This is a genomic window from Phyllobacterium zundukense (assembly GCF_025452195.1).
Lineage (GTDB): Bacteria > Pseudomonadota > Alphaproteobacteria > Rhizobiales > Rhizobiaceae > Phyllobacterium > Phyllobacterium zundukense_A.
This window is the reverse complement of record NZ_CP104970.1, coordinates 410825-426186: the sequence shown is the minus strand read 5'-3', so window position 1 is coordinate 426186 and position 15362 is coordinate 410825. Positions and strand designations below refer to the sequence as shown.

16 protein-coding genes are annotated in these 15362 nt (G+C 58.0%); 7 read left to right on the top strand and 9 right to left on the bottom strand.

Translation table 11 applies throughout. From position 1 onward, the window contains the following. From N8E88_RS03855 to N8E88_RS03825, 7 genes are all read left to right on the top strand, one after another. A complete protein-coding gene (locus tag N8E88_RS03855; protein WP_262290739.1) occupies nucleotides 1-1257 on the top strand; it encodes an ABC transporter substrate-binding protein in 1257 nt (418 codons plus the stop codon). An 88-nt stretch (nucleotides 1258-1345) separates the two neighbouring features. Further along, nucleotides 1346-2278 carry a carbohydrate ABC transporter permease gene (locus tag N8E88_RS03850; RefSeq protein ID WP_262290738.1) on the top strand — a complete coding sequence of 311 codons (933 nt, stop codon included), beginning with the start codon at nucleotides 1346-1348 and terminating at the stop codon, nucleotides 2276-2278. Further along, the gene (locus N8E88_RS03845; protein ID WP_262290737.1) at nucleotides 2278-3117 is read left to right on the top strand and encodes a carbohydrate ABC transporter permease; all 840 of its coding nucleotides are present in this window, start codon (nucleotides 2278-2280) and stop codon (nucleotides 3115-3117) included. Before N8E88_RS03850 ends, N8E88_RS03845 begins: the two co-directional genes overlap by 1 nt. Before the next feature lie 18 nt (nucleotides 3118-3135). Beyond that, nucleotides 3136-4149: an ABC transporter ATP-binding protein gene (locus tag N8E88_RS03840; RefSeq protein WP_315975190.1), complete on the top strand. Its 1014-nt coding sequence runs from the start codon at nucleotides 3136-3138 to the stop codon at nucleotides 4147-4149. Nucleotides 4150-4440: 291 nt separating this feature from the next. Then, nucleotides 4441-5673: an extracellular solute-binding protein gene (locus N8E88_RS03835; protein WP_410010512.1), complete on the top strand. Its 1233-nt coding sequence runs from the start codon at nucleotides 4441-4443 to the stop codon at nucleotides 5671-5673. Between the two features lie 205 nt (nucleotides 5674-5878). Next, nucleotides 5879-6883 carry an SIS domain-containing protein gene (locus N8E88_RS03830; RefSeq protein ID WP_262290736.1) on the top strand — a complete coding sequence of 335 codons (1005 nt, stop codon included), beginning with the start codon at nucleotides 5879-5881 and terminating at the stop codon, nucleotides 6881-6883. A gap of 164 nt (nucleotides 6884-7047) precedes the next feature. Further along, nucleotides 7048-7737, top strand: coding sequence for an HAD-IA family hydrolase (locus N8E88_RS03825; protein ID WP_262290735.1), 690 nt, complete (start codon nucleotides 7048-7050; stop codon nucleotides 7735-7737). A 17-nt stretch (nucleotides 7738-7754) separates the two neighbouring features. Here the strand turns inward: N8E88_RS03825 and N8E88_RS03820 are convergent, their stop codons facing one another. From N8E88_RS03820 to N8E88_RS03780, 9 genes are all read right to left on the bottom strand, one after another. After that, nucleotides 7755-8681 (bottom strand): carbohydrate kinase family protein, encoded by a 927-nt coding sequence (locus tag N8E88_RS03820; RefSeq protein WP_262290734.1) that lies wholly within the window; start codon nucleotides 8679-8681, stop codon nucleotides 7755-7757. A gap of 64 nt (nucleotides 8682-8745) precedes the next feature. Continuing rightward, nucleotides 8746-9810 carry an ABC transporter ATP-binding protein gene (locus N8E88_RS03815; RefSeq protein ID WP_262290733.1) on the bottom strand — a complete coding sequence of 355 codons (1065 nt, stop codon included), beginning with the start codon at nucleotides 9808-9810 and terminating at the stop codon, nucleotides 8746-8748. Nucleotides 9811-9850: 40 nt separating this feature from the next. Beyond that, nucleotides 9851-10693, bottom strand: coding sequence for a carbohydrate ABC transporter permease (locus N8E88_RS03810; RefSeq protein WP_262290732.1), 843 nt, complete (start codon nucleotides 10691-10693; stop codon nucleotides 9851-9853). Next, the gene (locus N8E88_RS03805; RefSeq protein ID WP_410010531.1) at nucleotides 10693-11514 is read right to left on the bottom strand and encodes a carbohydrate ABC transporter permease; all 822 of its coding nucleotides are present in this window, start codon (nucleotides 11512-11514) and stop codon (nucleotides 10693-10695) included. Before N8E88_RS03805 ends, N8E88_RS03810 begins: the two co-directional genes overlap by 1 nt. 168 nt (nucleotides 11515-11682) lie before the next feature. Further along, a complete protein-coding gene (locus N8E88_RS03800; protein WP_262290730.1) occupies nucleotides 11683-12675 on the bottom strand; it encodes a carbohydrate kinase family protein in 993 nt (330 codons plus the stop codon). Nucleotides 12676-12681: 6 nt separating this feature from the next. Beyond that, entirely contained in the window at nucleotides 12682-13269 is a 588-nt protein-coding gene (locus tag N8E88_RS03795; RefSeq protein ID WP_262290729.1) for a Gfo/Idh/MocA family oxidoreductase, read from the bottom strand. A gap of 23 nt (nucleotides 13270-13292) precedes the next feature. Further along, the gene (locus N8E88_RS03790) at nucleotides 13293-13736 is read right to left on the bottom strand and encodes a Gfo/Idh/MocA family protein (protein WP_262290728.1); all 444 of its coding nucleotides are present in this window, start codon (nucleotides 13734-13736) and stop codon (nucleotides 13293-13295) included. A 318-nt stretch (nucleotides 13737-14054) separates the two neighbouring features. After that, on the bottom strand, nucleotides 14055-14819 hold the full coding sequence (locus N8E88_RS03785) for a DeoR/GlpR family DNA-binding transcription regulator (protein ID WP_262290727.1): 765 nt from the start codon (nucleotides 14817-14819) through the stop codon (nucleotides 14055-14057). A 113-nt stretch (nucleotides 14820-14932) separates the two neighbouring features. Then, nucleotides 14933-15361 (bottom strand): CopG family transcriptional regulator, encoded by a 429-nt coding sequence (locus N8E88_RS03780; RefSeq protein WP_262290726.1) that lies wholly within the window; start codon nucleotides 15359-15361, stop codon nucleotides 14933-14935. Between the last annotated feature and the right edge of the window lies 1 nt (nucleotide 15362).

The window sequence follows — 15362 nt, the reverse complement described above, 5'->3', positions numbered from 1 at the left end:
ATGAGAAAACTATCCTTGGCAGCAACTTGCCTTGCTGCGGCAGCTTTTTGCAGTGGCGCCGCGCGCGCGGAAGACACCACACTTACGATCGAAAGCTGGCGCACCGATGACATTGCGATCTGGCAGGACAAGATCATCCCGGCTTTCGAAAAGACGCATCCGGGCATCACCGTTCGCTTCTCGCCGACGGCACCGACCGAATACAACGCGGCTCTGAATGCGAAGCTGGACGCAGGTTCTGCAGGTGATCTCATTACCTGCCGCCCGTTCGATGCATCGCTCGCGCTCTACGACAAGCACCAGATCGTCTCCTTGAACGACCTCCCGGGAATCGATGACTTTTCGTCCGTCGCGAAGGCCGCGTGGACCACCGACGATGGCAAAACCACGTTCTGCGTTCCGATGGCCTCCGTCATCCACGGCTTCATCTACAACGCAGATATCTTCGCGGAACTCGGCCTCAGCGAGCCAAAGACGAACGACGAGTTTTTCAAGCTGCTCGAGGCTATCAAAACTGATGGCAGATATGTGCCCATGGCCCTTGGAACCGTTGATCAGTGGGAAGCCGCGACAATGGGCTACCAGAACATCGGCCCGACGTACTGGAAGGGTGAAGATGGCCGGCTTGCGCTCGTCGCCGGCAAGCAGAAACTGACAGATGAGGGCTGGGTGGAGCCCTATCGCGTGCTCAAGCGCTGGAGCGATTATCTTGGCGACGGCTACAAGGCTCAGACCTACCCAGACAGCCAGAACCTGTTCACCCTCGGTCGCGCAGCAATCTTTCCGGCCGGCTCCTGGGAAATCGGCCTGTTCTCGCAACAGGCGCAGTTCAAGCTCGGCGCCTTTCCGCCTCCGGTCGCCTCCGCCGGCGACACCTGCTACATTTCAGATCATCCCGACATTGGTCTCGGTCTGAATGCCACTTCGAAGAACGCCGAAGCTGCACGAACCTTCCTGAGCTGGGTGGCTTCGGAAGAGTTTGCGACCCTCTATTCCAACGCACTGCCGGGCTTCTTCGCTCTCTCCAAGCATCAGGCCAAACTCGACAACGAGCTCGCGAAGAAGTTTCTCTCCTGGCGAAACGACTGCCAGTCGACCATCCGCTCGACCTACGCGATCGTCTCGCGCGGCACGCCGAACCTCGAAAACGAAACCTGGAACGCGTCTGCCAACGTGCTCAATGGCGTAGAGCCCCCGGAGACAGCAGCCAAGCGTCTGCAGGACGGTCTGGACCGTTGGTACAAGCCCGCAAAGTAACGTTGGCCAATGGGTCTTAGTGCCGCACGTCAAGACGTGCGGCGCTGGACCTCTTGTGATCCTCAACGCAACGGAACGGGTCCGCATTATGTCTTCAGCAAAGTTGAACCGTTGGCCATCGCCCCGATGGCACATCCTGGTTTTCCTCGCCCCAGCGCTTTCGGTCTATACGGCGCTCATGGTGATCCCGCTAGCATTGACGCTCCGGCAGTCGCTCTACAACGGGGTTGACGGCACACTTGCCTTTGTCGGGTTTGAGAATTTCAGCAAGCTCCTATTTGACCCGACCTGGGCAACAAGCTTCTGGAACGCGCTTTCGAATAACCTCGTGTTCTTCGTAATCCATATGGCTTTGCAGAACCCGATCGGTATCGCCTTGGCGGCGCTACTTGCCAATCCGAAGCTCAGGCTGGCCCGCTTCTACCGAACCGCCATCTTCGTTCCGACAATCCTATCCTTCGTCGTCGTTGGCTTTGTCTGGAAGCTCATTCTTTCCCCTCTCTGGGGTGTCGCGCCCTCTATGTTGAAAGCGATCGGCCTTGGTTGGCTCTTCGCCCCTTGGCTCGGACGGGAAGACAGCGCGCTTATCGCGCTGTCGCTCATTTCTGTCTGGCAATTCGTTGGCATGCCGATGATCCTTATCTATGCCGCCTTGCTTTCCATTCCTGATGAAGTGCTCGAGGCGGCGGAATGCGACGGCATTACCGGGTGGAGCCAGTTCTTCAAGATCAAGCTGCCGTTGATCCTGCCCACGATCGGTATTGCCTCCATCCTGACTTTCGTCGGCAACTTCAATGCGTTTGACTTGGTCTATGTCAGCCAGGGTGCGCAGGCAGGTCCGAACTATTCCACAGATCTGCTCGGCACCTTCCTTTATCGCACCTTCTTCGGGTTCCAGCTCCAGCTGGGTGACACCTACATGGGGGCGACGATCGCGTCGATGATGTTCCTGCTCATCCTGTTCGGCGTCTGCACTTATCTCTTCTTCGTGCAGCGCCGCTTGCAGAGGTACCAATTCTGATGTCTCGATCACCATCAATCCTCATGCGTACGATCGGTGCCCATGTTGCGCTCGGCGGTTATACCCTTATTGCGCTCTTTCCTGTCGCCGTCATCGTCATCAATGCCTTCAAGAGCCGCGCTGCGATCTTCAGCGAGCCGCTCACGCCGCCGACGGCGAAGAGCTTTTCTCTGATTGGCTTCGAGACGATCTCCGCGCGCGGGGATTTTGTCTCCTACTTCATCAATTCGGCAACTGTGACCGGGGTTTCGCTCGCCCTGATCCTGTCGTTCGGCGCGATGGCCGCTTTCGCGCTTTCCGAATATCGGTTCCGTGGCAATGGGCTTATCGCTCTGTACGTCGCGCTCGGCATCATGATCCCGATCCGCCTCGGGACCGTAGCCATCTTGCAGCTGATGGTGAGCGCCGGGCTCGTGAACAACCTCCTCGCCCTGATCCTGGTTTACACCGCACAGGGGCTGCCGCTGTCGGTCTTCATACTCACTGAGTTCATGAGGCAGATTTCTGCCGATCTGAAAGATGCAGGTCGAATCGACGGCCTGTCGGAGTACAAGATCTTCTTCATGCTTGTACTGCCGCTAGTGCGACCGGCGCTCGCGACGGTCGCGGTTTTTACGATGATACCCATCTGGAACGACCTTTGGTTTCCGCTCATCCTCGCTCCAGCCGAGCAGACGAAGACGATCACCCTTGGCGCTCAGGTGTTCATCGGCCAGTTCGTCACTGACTGGAACGCGGTGCTGGCGGCCTTGACGCTCGCGATCGTTCCGATCCTCATCCTCTATCTCCTCTTCTCTCGCCAGCTTGTGCGCGGCCTGACGGCCGGCGCCGTCAAGTAGGGTTCGAAAGGTACCGTTATGACTGCACCAGAATTTGCCCTCAAAATTGAGGGCTTGAACAAGACCTTCGGTGACTTTCACGCTCTTGACGACATCAATCTGGAAATCAAGCCCGGTGAGTTCGTCGTCTTCGTTGGGCCATCAGGATGCGGAAAGTCTACGTTGCTTCGCATTATCGCGGGGCTTGAGCATGCCTCCAATGGCAACATCGATATCGCTGGCAGGCGGGTCAACGACGTGGAACCTTCGAAGCGCGATATCGCAATGGTGTTCCAGTCCTATGCGCTTTACCCGCATCTCAACGTCAGGGGCAATCTGTCTCTGGGATTGAAGCAGGCGAAGAAGCCCGCCTCCTTCATCGAGGCGCAGGTCCAAAAGGCGGCAAAAATGCTCGCGCTCGAAGAGCTTCTCCACCGTCGTCCGTCGGAACTCTCAGGTGGTCAGCGACAGCGCGTGGCAATCGGCCGCGCGCTCGTGCGGGAGCCGCAGCTGTTCCTCCTCGACGAACCCTTGTCCAACCTCGATGCGGCGTTGCGCGTCAACACAAGGCTCGAAATCGCGCAGCTCCACCGGGAGACGGGAAAGACCATGGTCTATGTGACGCACGATCAGATCGAGGCCATGACATTGGCTGATAAGATCGTCGTGATGAACAAGGGGAAAATTGAACAGATCGGATCGCCCATGGAACTCTACCAGCGCCCCGCAAACACATTCGTTGCCCGCTTCATCGGCTCTCCGCAGATGAACGTCTTTCCCGGATCGAAGGTTGGAATGAGCGACACGAGCCTTGTCGGGATCCGCCCCGAACATCTGACAATTCGCATGGATGATGGCCCTATCTCTGGCGCTGTCAGCCACGTCGAACATCTCGGCGCCGACACCAACGTCTACGTTGATGTTGCCGATCTCGGTCTGGTCGTTGTGCGCGTGTCCGGTGATGTAGAGTCAAGACCAGGCGACATTCTCCGCTTGGACATGCGGCCGGACCTTGTTCATCGCTTCGACGTACAGGATCGGCGGGTCAACTGAAGCAGGATGGCTGCCGGTTCCGTATGCGGATTCTGCACGTCTTCGTGCACGTCAGTCCATCAAGCGGTCCGCCTTCCGTAAAGCCAACGTGTCGGCTGTGCGGCGCTAGCTGCTCATACGCGCGATTTTTCAGCCACTTCAGAAGTTTCTTAAATCAAGATCCACAATGCGCGATATCGCGCAAAAATATCTTGACTGCACGGAGATGTGCATATCTGATGAAGCCGTTAAAAACGGTAGGCGGTGGGCAAGTCACCCGCGCTCACGGCCGAATAACTGGGGAGCAATCCGATGAAACGACTACTCGCGTGGGCCCTGATGCTGACCGGCGTCATGACCGCTCAAGTGCTTGCAGCCGATGTGAAGCTGAAAGCACTCTTCATTGCGCAGGCCGCTTACAACGAGCAATCCGTCCGGGACATGACGGACGAATTCCAGAAGCAGAACCCGGGTATCTCGGTCGAGCTGGAATTCGTTCCCTACGAGGGGCTTCACGACAAGATCGTTCTCGGCCAGGGATCGGGCGACGGCTATGACGCAGTTCTGTTCGATGTGATCTGGCCAGCCGAATTTGCAACGAACAATATTCTGGTCGATGTTACCGATCGGATCACGCCGGAGATGAAAAAAGGAGTCCTTCCTGGTGCCTGGACCACGGTGGACTACAAAGAGCGCCGTTACGGCATGCCGTGGGTGCTCGACACGAAGTACCTGTTTTACAACAAGGAAATGTTGGCCAAAGCAGGCTTTGATGCTCCCCCCAAGACGTGGACAGAGCTCATGAGCCAAGCCAAAGTCATGAAGGAGAAGGGAATAGTCCAGCACCCGATCGCTTGGAGCTGGGCTCAGGCGGAAGCGGTGATCTGCGACTATGGCACCATACTTTCAGCCTTTGGCGGCAAATTTCTCGATGAAAACGGTGCGCCAGTCTTCCAGAAGGACGGTGGCCTCAAGGCGCTGGACTATATGGCTGCATCGATCAAGGATGGCACGACCAATCCGAATTCGCGCGAATATCTGGAAGAAGACGTCCGCCGTGTTTTTCAAGACGGAGAGGCCGCTTTTGCGCTCAACTGGACCTACATGTTCAACCTCGCGAACGACCCGAAACAGAGCAAGATCGCAGGGAAAGTCGGCGTTGTTGCTGCTCCAGGTGTTGAAGGCGTCAGCACCGCATCGGCGATCAATGGCTCGATGGGCCTTGGCATCACCAAGTCGAGCCAACATCCGGAAGAAACCTGGAAATACATCACCTTCCTGACCTCGCAGGCGACCCAAAACAAATACGCCAAGCTCAGCCTGCCGATCTGGGCGAGTTCTTACGAGGACCCCGCCGTCCTTAACGGCCAGCAGGAAATGGTGGCCGCTGCAAAGGTGGGGCTTCCTTTGATGTATCCGCGGCCGGCGGCGGTGAAATATCAGGAACTGTCCCTGGCTTTGCAGGTGGCGATCCAGAAGGCCCTCTTCGATCAAGCCACTCCGACCGGGGCTCTTACTGAGGCGGCTAGCTCGTACCAACCCTAAAATTGTGGCGGGGTGGCTCTAAGTCCGCCCCGCCTACTCCGCACCGCGACGTGCTTCACTTGTGCAACTAACGGCGTCCATGGCTGCATGTTGTCACCGACGAGCCCTCACCGCAGGACGAGCCGGTCGCCAGAATGACTATCTCCAACCTTTGCCTTGCTGGCTTGAACGGCCGGTGCTCCAAATCTCTAGTGAGGATACCACCATGAATCAACTGACCGGGCGCGAGGCCATCGAATCTGAGATGGCGCGCCAACAAGGCGATGCCCTTGCGTCATTCAAGGCCGCAGAGACCGTTGCAGCGGACATTGCGTCTTCGATCCAGGCGACCGGGCAATTGACCCTGCTCGGAATGGGAGGCTCTCACTGTGTCGGCCGAACTGTCGAACCCATTTACAGGACGTTGGGGGTCGACGCTGTGGCAGCGACTTTTTCGGAGCAACTGGATACGGCGCGGCCCCTGAAGGGGAAAACCGTCATCGCAACTTCACAATCGGGTGAAAGTGCTGAAGCCGTCAGGTGGCTAAGCCAGTCGGTTGAACGACGCGATAGTTTCGGCATGACGATGGAGAAGAATTCCACTCTTGCGAGAAGCGTACCCTCTCTGATTGGATGCGGTGGCTCGGAGATCGCGGTCGCGGCGACACGCAGCTTCACGATTGCCTTTGCACAACATCTGGCTGTTCTGGCGGCGCTCGGTGTCGATGCGACGCAGGCACTTGCAGCTTTGTCCCAGACACACGCGGTCTCGCTCGACGATGCCCTCGCTCATTTCGGTAATGTGTCCACGGTCATCACTTCCGGGCGCAGACTTCGCGGTCTCGCCGAAGGACTGGCGCTTGGCGTCGCCGAGCTTTCAAGGTTGCCATCCTTTTCCATCGAAGGTGGCCAGATGCGGCACGGCCCGCTCGAAATGCTGGGAGCCGATCGCGGCGTCACCCTTCTTCGATCCTCTGAATTGGGCGGGGAGCGCTTCGCGGGGCTGGCAGAAGCCGTCCGCAAAGGCAACTCTCCCGTCATTGTATTCGACACGTCAGGCGACGATCTCATCCCAGATGCCGTCAACGTACGGCTGCCCGAGAGTTCCGATATGACGGCGATCTTCTTTTTGCTGCCGGTTCTTCAGCGCTTCATGTTGGAGTTCGGCAGCAGGCATGTGGCGAATGTCGGTACGCCTCTGCACATCGCAAAGGTGACGAGGGTAGAGTAGGCGAGGAGCAAGCCAGGTTTGAGCGCAGATGAAATCCTTTGCAACGCTATAATCCGCTGATATGAGCGCCAGGGCCAATGCCTTGGGCGGCGCAGCCAAAGCGAGATACGCGCTCTACAGCAGCAGCTTTTACGCAACAAAGTCGCCTTACGCCGGAGGTAGAATTGCATAGCCATCCCAGTACTCAGCTTACTAAAAGCTTCCTATGCAAAGCGATCCTCTTCGATATGGACGGGACTCTTGTCGACTCCACTGCCGTGGTTGAGAGACTGTGGGCAGAATGGTGCAACAAGAATGGTAAAAGCCTCCAAGATGTATTGGCGCTCGCTCACGGTCGTCGTGACATTGATGTAATAGCGGAAATCGCGCCGGAGCTCGACGTTCTTCAAGAAGCCGAAGACTTTCTCCGTCGGGAAGTCACGCAGCTTGAGGGCGTCCTAGAGGTCCCTGGCGCGGCCGCACTTCTGAAGCGGCTGCCCGCTCACAGTTGGGCTTGCGTGACTTCGGCATCCCGTAATCTGGCTGTTGCCAGAATGCGCGCCGCAGGGCTTCCTATACCGGAGGTACTCATTTCGGCAGAGATGGTCGAGGCGGGGAAGCCGTCGCCAGAGGGATATCTCAAGGCTGCGTCAGCGCTTGGCATCTCGGCGGCTGAGTGTGTTATTTTCGAGGATGCTATGGCTGGGATACAAGCCGGCATCAATGCCCACGCCGTTGTGATTGCAGTGACCTCGATACCGACAGGTGTTTTTATCAAGCATCAGCCACGGATTAATAACTTCAATGAGATCACCTGCACGGTTCTTGAAGATGGCGGCTTGGAGCTTAGGCTCGCCCAGAATAGTAAAAGTTGACGCTTCGGAACGACTGATCAAATGAAATCAAGCGCTTCCTGCGGAGACAGGATTCTCCCATCCTTCCGTTTTCTTAGCACGGCAGTTGCAACGCGGCTGCCCAACCGGGCCGCCTCGGACCAGTCCATGCCCTTCGCCAGCCCAAACAAAAGCCCGGCATTGAAACTGTCGCCGGCGCCCGTCGTATCCGCGGACGGGACCGGCTCGATCGAATGGCGGAAGGTTTCTCCATTCGGACCCATGCCCGCACACCCGTCCTTGCCAAGCTTCGCGATCAGCCAGCCGTCACAAAGCTTGCTGACCTGTTCCAATGCGTCGTCGATATCGCTGCACCCGCTGATCGCAAGCAGTTCCTGGGCATTGGGAACGAAACAGTCGACAACCACAAGATAAGACCTCAAATCTGCCAAAACCGCCGGAGACCAGCCGAACTGATCGGATCCCGGGTCGAAGAAACTCATAGAGCCGGACGATTTGATCAGACCGAGTTGCCGCAGCGTGCTGGTTTGAAGAGCGGGCGTCGTGAAATAACCCGTCAGAAGCACGAGATCGGCCTGGTAAGCCGAGGGATCGATATCTTCGAACGAAAAATGCTCGAGGTGGCCGCGCGCTGATATAAAGCTTCGGTCTTTGGCGTCGGATTCGAATGCCAGCGAGATCGTCGTCGGAAACTCTTCGGTGACTTTAAGGCCCAGGAGATCAACCCCGACGTGCGCTAGGCTGGTCTTCACTGTGCGTCCGACAGTGTCGTCTCCGATCGTCGCGTGCAGTTGGACGGGCGCACCCATGGAGGCCAAGACCGCCGCCGTCGTTCCGGCTGCCCCGCCGGTGCGGAAACAGATGGAATCGACCAGTATCTCCATGCCGGGTGCCGGCCACTCGTCAACTGCTCTTGAGACGATATCGGCCGCGACGTTGCCGATGACAGAAATTGTTTTCAGCATGGTGTGCTTTCAATCCTTCGGCCAAGCTTGGCAGTGGCGTTTCTGTTCTGGCGCCGTGTGGGAACTACAAGCGATTTCCATTGGACGCCTGGAAGAAGTGCAGGCTCTGGGGCGCAACGCTGAGCCGGATGGCCTTTCCGGGTCTGGCCTCGATATTCGCCGGCGCTGTCAGAATCAGGTCCTGCCCCCCGACACGCGTCGAGATGAGCTGCTCTGGTCCGGTTAGTTCGACCAGATTGACACTCGCGTTGATTTCGATGCCGGAGGTCTGGCCGTGAGTCGCGACGCCGATAGCCTCGGGCCTGATGCCTATGACGATGTCCGAGGTGGTGTGAGGACCGTTGTAATCAAACTCGATCGGGCAGGTGTCACTGCGGAAGCGGCCGTTCTTGACCTTGCCGGAAATGAAATTCATCGGCGGCGATCCGACGAAGTCGGCGACGCGCATCGTTCTCGGCTGATCGTAGATCTGCGAAGGGTGGCCCTGTTGTTCCACCTGGCCATCGTGCATCAGGACCAGTTGCGTCGCCAGTGTCATGGCTTCGACCTGATCATGCGTCACATAGACGACCGTGGTTCCGAGGATGCCATGGAGCCGTTTGATCTCATGACGCATTTCGGATCTCAGGCGCGCGTCCAGATTAGACAGTGGCTCGTCGAACAAGAAGAGCTTTGGCTTTCTCACCAATGCGCGACCAATGGCGGCGCGTTGGCGTTGCCCACCCGACAACTGGGCGGGCTTACGTTCGAGCAAGCTTTCGATCCGAAGAAGCTTTGCCACCTCAGCAACGGACTTTTCCTGATCCGCCCTTGGAACATTGCGCATCTCCAGCGGGAACGCGATGTTGCGCGCGACCGACAGGTTCGGATACAGGGCATAGGACTGGAACACCATCGCGATATCCCGGTCCTTGGGGTGGATTCCGACGAGAGACCTTCCATCCAAACGCACGTCACCAGAGGTCGGCTCGGCCAGGCCCGCGATGATGCTCAGGAGAGTTGACTTACCGCATCCGGATGATCCGAGGAGAACCAGGAACCCCCCGTCATCAAGGCCAATATCAACGCCCTTGAGAACCTGAAGAGGTCCGTACGCCTTCTTGATCTGACTAATCTCTAGAGCTCCCATTGATCCTCCCGAATCGGCCTGTAACTGTTCCTGTATGAGCTCATCCCTTGACTCCGCCCTGGGTAAGCCCAGAGATCAGGGCCCTTTGCAGGATGAGGCCGATGAAGACCGGTGGAAGGGCAGCGATGACGCCAGCTGCGGCGATGACCCCGTAATTTGTCTCTCTTCCACCGGAAATTTCTGCAATCGCAACTGTGACCGTCTTTGCTTGAACCCCGGACGTGAACAGCAATGCATAGAAGAACTCGTCCCACGCCAGCAGCAGCGCGAATATCGCAGCGGTCGAGATGATGGGCGCGATCAGAGGAATGCTGATCAGTCGCAGCGTCTGGTCGAGCCGGGCGCCGTCCATGGACGCAGCACTCTCGATCTCACCGGGAAGGGCGTCGAAGCCAGACTTGATCAACCATGTCGTGAAGGGGGCGAGGATCGCGAGGTAAATCGCTGCAAGCCCAAAGACCGAGTTAAGAAGGCCGATGCGGGCAAGCACCATATAAAGGGGCACGGCCAGCGCAACGGGTGGCAGCATGTAGAGCAGCACCACGACGTTCAAAGACCAACCCATGGATTTTACTCGCGAGACTACCCAAGCTGCGGGAATAGCCACGGCGAGCGCCAAGAGGGTGGCAAGGCCCGAGACGCGAAGGCTGTTGAAAAGTGCGGACAGGAAGTCGCGTCCCTTGCCGCCGGTATAGTCGAGCAGTTGATGATAATTGGTCAGATCCACTGCAGAGGGCCACCACCGGAGCGGTTTTTGTGTAAGAGTTTCGGCCGGCGAAATGCTCATGATGACCAGCCAGACGAATGGCAAGAGGACAATCAGGAAGACGATGATCGCTGCGACATAGGTGAGGAAAGTTGCTGTTGTCGAGCGATACTCCATTACTTCATCTCCTCGGTGCGCCGGATCAGGCGGGCATAGAACACGGCAAGCAGCGTGATGATCAACGTCACGATAAGAGCGAGGGATGCGCCCGATCCGGCACGCTGGAAGGCAAAGGCTTCCTGATAGACCAGGAGCGACAACGTTCGCGTCGAATTGGCTGGCCCACCGCGGGTCAGAACCCAGACGATGTCGAACACCTTGAATGCCTCGATCGTGCGCAGTACAACCGCAACCATCAGAGGCCCGGCGAGATAAGGCAGCGTAACGTAACGGAAGCGCCGAATGATGCCTGCCCCATCGATCAGGGCGGCCGCTTGTATGTCCTTAGGAACAGCCTGGAGTGCTGCGAGAGAAATCAGGGCGACGAGCGAGAAATTCTTCCAGACATCGGCCACGATGATCGCCCAGATGGCCGAGTCCGGCTGGCCGAGCCACGATTGGTAGCTTCCCAGTAGTCCGACTTGCGTCAAAGCCGCATTCAACGCGCCATATTCCGGATTATAGATCAGCCGCCACAACATTGCGTTGACGACCGTTGGCAATGCCCAGGGCAGGATCATCAGCGCCCGCAACAGCGCTCGACCATAAAAGCGCTGCTGCAGCAAGAGCGCGGTCAGCACCCCCAGAACAATCTCGGCGCTGACGGAGACCACGGTGAAAATTGCTGTGGTTGAGAGGGCCTGGAGAAAGTCGGGGCGCGACAGGAGCTTGGTGAAGTTGTCTAGCCCCACGAAATTGCCGGTACTGCCGATCAGACGAGCATCACTCAGGGACAGCCGAATGGTGTCAAATAGCGGGTAACCGATGACAGCCGCCATTACGACGATGAGCGGCAGAGCTAATAGCCATGCTTGGCGCGGTATCCAGGCAGTATTCAAGTTCTAGCCCACCCTAATCGAGTTTGACGTTCTGACGTTCGAGAGGGGATGGTGCATCAGGTTGAAGCACCACCCCCCGGGAGGGCGGACCGCAAGGGCAGTCCGCATTTACAGGCTTGAGCCGCGCTTTGGTCCATCGATTGCCCTGGAAACCTCGCCCGGTGAGACTTCAAGTTTGTTTAGATCCTCAGGCGAGAGATAACGGCGCGAGGCCGGGCGCCTCAGAATCTCTGAAGCAAGCGCTGTCCCAAGATGTGCCGACCTAACCCAATCAAACCCGCGCGACAGCCCCAGCGCAAACCCTGCGTTGAAGCTATCGCCTGCGCCGGTCGTATCTGGCGCCTCCACGGGATTGAGCCGGATCTCCACAGGCGCGCTGTCGGCGCTTGCCGAGATAAAACAACCTTTCGCTCCCATCTTCACGACAAGCGCCCCGTCAAAGTGCTGCCGCAGTCTTGCCAGGGCATCGATCACGTCACCGCCGCCAGTCAGCGCCAGCAGTTCTGCCTCATTCGGCAGGAAACAATCGCATTCCTTGAGGACTGAAAAGAGCGTCTCGCGAACCGTATCTGACCAGCCAAACTGGTCGGATCCTGAATCGAACAGCACGATGCTGCCATTGCCGCGCGCCTCAGCGGCAAGTGCGGGCACATCGGCCTGAAGAGCGGGCGTCGTGAAAAAACCGGTCAGCAAGGTAATCGGTGCAGTTAGCGCCTCATCCGCAAGATCGTTCTTCGAAAACGCATCCATGTGTCCGCGCGACGTCAGGAACGAGCGTTCCCTTTCCGCCGCTTCAAGGGCGACCGTGATGCTCGTCGGCAAATCGATCTCTCGGATGTCCGAGGTTTGCACCCCGACTTCCGCAAGCATCGAGCGGATTACCGAGCCGATCGGATCCTTACCGAGCGTGCCGAACACCCGGACCGGTGCACCAGCTGCAGCAAGCACCATCCCGGTGACGCCGCCGCTTCCGCCAGGACGGAAGCTGACGTCATCGACAAATCTCTCCTCACCGGGGGGAGGCAACGCCGCCACAGGTCGGAGGACAAGATCGGCCTGCACATTGCCGATGACAGCGATTGCCTTCGACTTGCTCCCCATCGCGGTTCACGCACTCTTGCGCTGGTCGGGCTCTTCACGAGCGGTGAGCGAATTGACGGTGTCGACAATTTCAAGAGCCTTTAGGCCGTCGCGCGCATTCGGTTCGACGGACCGGCCGCCAAGGATTGCGGCTGCGAAGGCTTCAACTTGAAGCTTATAGGCATCGGTGTCGCCGAAGACGGGCTCCTCGTAACTGGACTCCTCAGCCCGGAAAATACGGACGCGGCTGGCTGCGCGCGAGAACGGGAAAGGAATGTCCGCACTGATATGCCCTTTGCTGCCATAAATCTGGAAGCCTTCGGTCCATTCGGCGTGAACGCTCGCCGTAATTTCGAACGATGCCGCTGCACCGGCCTGCGTGGTCGCGATGCCATGCCAAGAATGGTCCACGCCGTCGACGGCCATGATCGCAGCCGCGACCGTAAGGTCGCCGAGGAGGAAGCGCATCAGATCGAACGTATGAATCCCATGCGTCGCCAGAAGGTGGGTTTTGCGATTGGCGGCCTTTAATGCGGTCTCCCGGCTTCGCACGTCGTGATCCACCAGCATTGCAGGAAACAACGTCGCCTCGACCGGCGGACGTAGCTCGGACATAACGCGATACCAGCACCGCGCACTCAGGATCCGGCCGATCCCCCCTCCTCAATCACCCGCTGGGCGCGGGCAATACCGGGATCGAAGCGCTTCATGCTGCCGACCTGCAGCTGCAGACCGGTTGTGTCGAGGACCCGGACCAGGGTTTCTGCTTCCGCCGTAGTCACGGCGACCGGCTTTTCGACGAGAACATGTTTGCCGGCCTGAAGTGCGGCAATCGATACGGGCACGTGAAACCGGTCTGGAATGGCGATGAGCACCGCATCGAAGCCGGCGTTGAGAAACTCCTGCTGCTCCGTATAGGCAGGAACGCCAAGCTGCAATCCTGCGCCTTTGGCCAACAGCGCACTCGGATCGAACACGGCGGCGAGTTCGACGTTCTTCGCTTTCTGAACGGCGGGAAAGTGCGCCGCCTGAGCGATGCGCCCGCAGCCGACTACGCCAAGTTTCAGTTTGTCTTTTGTCACTTCGCCTCTCCGGAACGATTGATTGATAGTGTTAGCTAAGAAGCATGCACGATACTGTGCAGTCAAGCAAAAAAATGCGCGAGATCGTGCAGTGATTAGGCAGCGTGATCGCCGAGAAACATGCAGGGTGTTGAGCACCAACGAACGAGGCGCTCGCGGCTCGAACGATGGGCAGCATGTTGTCGAGTGAATCGCCGTGGGCAGAAGGGCAGACGCGCTGGCTCTATAGCCTGGAGAGGCATGGGTGTGTCGTCAAAGCGCGCAACACACGAGAGTGAAAACCGCGTGGGGCGTGGTCGTTAGGTCGAAGTTAGCGCGTCAAACCTCGACGATCTTGAGCTTTTTCCCAAATGCCTTGCGCTGGTCCGCCCCAACGCGACTGTCGGTAACAATCTCGGAAAGTTCCTCGATCCCGCAGACCCTGGCAAAGGATCTTTTTCCAAACTTCGAACTGTCGGCGACCAAGACCGCCAAATCGGCCGCGCGGACCATCGCCTGCTTTACAGGAACTTCGATAACATTGACGTTCGTCACTCCAAACTCCGCATCAACGGCCTCCGCTCCGATAAACGCGACATCGACGTGGATCTTGCTGACGTAATCGACGGTGTTAGGGCCTACGAGCGTGTACACGGTGTCGACTTGCACGCCCCCTGTCACATGAAGATTGATGTTGCTGCATTCGGAGAGCAAGAGCGCGATCTGGAGATCGTTTGTGATAACGGTCAGATTCTCCTTGGATTTTAGGTTGTTGGCCACATGCCACGTGGTCGAGCCACTATCGACCAACACGGTCTGGCCATCCTTGACCAGGCTGGCTGCATATTCCCCGAGGCGACTTTTGGCAGATGACCGAAACTGTCGTCTGGGCTCATAGGGATAGTCAAAGCTTTCCTTGGTCTCAATTGGGAGGAACCCGCCCTGTGTGCGTATGACGAGACCATCCTCTTCGAGGCGTGCAAGATCTCGTCTGATCGTTGAGCTGTCGACGCCGAATTCGTCCTCGATCATCTTCGAGGGAACATACCCCGTCTTACGAGCACGCTCGACCATCAGGCGTCGCCTCTCGGATGCGTTAGTCATGAGGTCCCTCGTGAGATTTCTTGCACGCTTGCGTGTAACTCGCAGCCTCTTCATAAGGCCACGCCATCGACCGCGCAATTGGCAACGATTATCAGGTCGTATTTGGTCTGGTGTTATCTTTCAGACAAACTCTCTGGAGGTAGCTCCCTGCTCCACTTCGGGCCCTCCGACAGTCGACGACCGAGAGCCGCGACAAATTGGTCATAGCGCTCACCCCCTTTCGCCCGAGCCGCCGCCAGTGCCTCTTCCGGTAGGGGAACCGTTGTGTTCAGCCAGAACCTGACGAACAGGGCCAACGTCTCACCCGTAATCTCAAGATCTCGCTCAAAGCGCTGAAGATTGCGGTCGATCCGATCCAGCCGCTTGACGATCGCGGCTTCCTTCCGCTCATCGACGTCTGGCGAGAGGAACGATGCGATGGCAGCTTCCGCAATCAGCGAAGCCGACTGCTCGCGTCTCTCGGCAAAGTCGGCAAGCCGGCGCTTCAAGTCGGGATCCAGATATACCGACAGGCGCTGCTTCTTTTCCGGGCTTACCGCCATC

Bases quoted from the DNA above. Each gene is read 5' to 3' on its own strand.
- N8E88_RS03855 (WP_262290739.1), top strand. From the start codon at position 1: ATGAGAAAACTATCCTTGGCAGCAACTTGCCTTGCTGCGGCAGCTTTT.
- N8E88_RS03850 (WP_262290738.1), top strand. From the start codon at position 1,346: ATGTCTTCAGCAAAGTTGAACCGTTGGCCATCGCCCCGATGGCACATC.
- N8E88_RS03845 (WP_262290737.1), top strand. From the start codon at position 2,278: ATGTCTCGATCACCATCAATCCTCATGCGTACGATCGGTGCCCATGTT.
- N8E88_RS03840 (WP_315975190.1), top strand. From the start codon at position 3,136: ATGACTGCACCAGAATTTGCCCTCAAAATTGAGGGCTTGAACAAGACC.
- N8E88_RS03835 (WP_410010512.1), top strand. From the start codon at position 4,441: ATGAAACGACTACTCGCGTGGGCCCTGATGCTGACCGGCGTCATGACC.
- N8E88_RS03830 (WP_262290736.1), top strand. From the start codon at position 5,879: ATGAATCAACTGACCGGGCGCGAGGCCATCGAATCTGAGATGGCGCGC.
- N8E88_RS03820 (WP_262290734.1), bottom strand. From the start codon at position 8,681: ATGCTGAAAACAATTTCTGTCATCGGCAACGTCGCGGCCGATATCGTC.
- N8E88_RS03815 (WP_262290733.1), bottom strand. From the start codon at position 9,810: ATGGGAGCTCTAGAGATTAGTCAGATCAAGAAGGCGTACGGACCTCTT.
- N8E88_RS03810 (WP_262290732.1), bottom strand. From the start codon at position 10,693: ATGGAGTATCGCTCGACAACAGCAACTTTCCTCACCTATGTCGCAGCG.
- N8E88_RS03805 (WP_410010531.1), bottom strand. From the start codon at position 11,514: ATGGCGGCTGTCATCGGTTACCCGCTATTTGACACCATTCGGCTGTCC.
- N8E88_RS03800 (WP_262290730.1), bottom strand. From the start codon at position 12,675: ATGGGGAGCAAGTCGAAGGCAATCGCTGTCATCGGCAATGTGCAGGCC.
- N8E88_RS03795 (WP_262290729.1), bottom strand. From the start codon at position 13,269: ATGTCCGAGCTACGTCCGCCGGTCGAGGCGACGTTGTTTCCTGCAATG.
- N8E88_RS03785 (WP_262290727.1), bottom strand. From the start codon at position 14,819: ATGACTAACGCATCCGAGAGGCGACGCCTGATGGTCGAGCGTGCTCGT.
- N8E88_RS03780 (WP_262290726.1), bottom strand. From the start codon at position 15,361: ATGGCGGTAAGCCCGGAAAAGAAGCAGCGCCTGTCGGTATATCTGGAT.